Annotated in this window: 2 protein-coding genes; both read right to left on the reverse strand. The window is 48.5% G+C overall.

The genetic code is table 11. The features are described from left to right. Nucleotides 1–48 precede the first annotated feature (48 nt). Nucleotides 49–204 carry a hypothetical protein gene (locus QZ377_RS12060; RefSeq protein WP_291441420.1) on the reverse strand — a complete coding sequence of 52 codons (156 nt, stop codon included), beginning with the start codon at nt 202–204 and terminating at the stop codon, nt 49–51. A 364-nt stretch (nt 205–568) separates the two neighbouring features. Continuing rightward, nucleotides 569–1,395, reverse strand: an 827-nt coding sequence (locus tag QZ377_RS12065) for an IS481 family transposase (RefSeq protein ID WP_291441422.1), incomplete at its 5' end; no start/stop codon positions are given.

Below are 1,395 nucleotides of genomic sequence, written 5' to 3' on the forward strand. Positions count from 1 at the left end.
GAGGGCGTTGCCGAGAGGCACTAACCGGGATAATTTCACAGCGCCTCCCTAAAATGAAAGGTTGAGGGTAAAATTGATATTTGAGATGTACCACGCAGCCACAAAAGGCAAAATTGCCACGAGTAAAATGGTTGCTGCTCTTTTGAAGCCCCGCAACGCAAGACCCATTGAGGCGAAAATGCCGAAAAAGAAAAGGGCGTCCACAAAACCTCCGAGTAGATATTTTGATTATTCAAAACTAGTTCGATTATTGACGTAAGCAAGCATCATGCCACTACAGATTAACGAAGACAAAAGCGGCTTGTTTTGAGAACAACATGACTGTGCGCGAAGGGTAAGACGTATATTATCAATAAGTATTGTGCATTTTTTTGCACAGTTATAGTGAGTATTTTTCACCCATCGACTTGAGCAAGTGTGTATTTTTTACGCATAGCGAACAAGAAAACGCTCAAGCCTTATAAGACATGAGCGTTTTCATTAAGCGTGAAACTTAGCCTGGGTGTTATGTGTAGTGGTTCAGACTTGATCTGACAGTCACTCCGTTTTGACGGCTCTGCCTGTCCGATTAGTTGAGCTGTCCGACCTTCTCCTTCCAGAGGGATTTTCCATCAAGGAGAGTCTGCATGGGAGTCCTGCCACAGCACATTTTACCCTGATGGGTTCTGTCCATGTTGTAGCTGTCCATCCACGCATCCAGATCGGCTTGCAACTCATCCAAAGAGTGGTACAGCTTGCGCCGGAAAGCAACCTGATAAAACTCGTTCAGTATAGTTTTATGAAAGCGCTCACAAATGCCGTTTGTTTGGGGGTGTCGTGCCTTGGTTTTAGTGTGCTCAATGCCGTTCACACCAAGGTAGAGTTCATAATCATGGGCTTCCACTTTCCCGCAGTACTCAGTGCCTCTGTCTGTGAGTATACGGATGAGACCCATTTCTTGTGAATAAAAGAAGGGTAATACCCGGTCGTTGAGCAGGTCTGCTCCGGTGATGGGCGTCTTGGTCGTGTACAGCTTGGCTGCGGCCCACTTTGAGTAGGTATCCACGAATGTCTGCTGGTAAATACGCCCAACCCCCTTAATGGTGCCTACGTAGAACGTGTCCTGACTGCCCAAGTAGCCGGGATGATGCGTTTCAATCTCGCCACAGGCTTCGTCATCATGCTTTTTGCGCTCAAGGGCTTGGACTTGAGCTTCCGTGAGTACAAGTCCCTGCTCGGCAGACAGCTTTTCCAAGGCGCGCAGGCGTTGCTTCATGGATGCCAGGTCATGGCGCATCCAGATAGAGCGCACTCCAGATGGAGAAACAAAAACGCCTTGTTTACGCAGCTCATTGCTGGCCCGTGTTTGCCCGTATGCAGGGAAGTCGATGGCAAAAGCCGCTACAGCAGCCTCGG

Source organism: Desulfovibrio sp. (assembly GCF_019424165.1).
In the GTDB taxonomy this organism is placed as follows: domain Bacteria; phylum Desulfobacterota; class Desulfovibrionia; order Desulfovibrionales; family Desulfovibrionaceae; genus Desulfovibrio.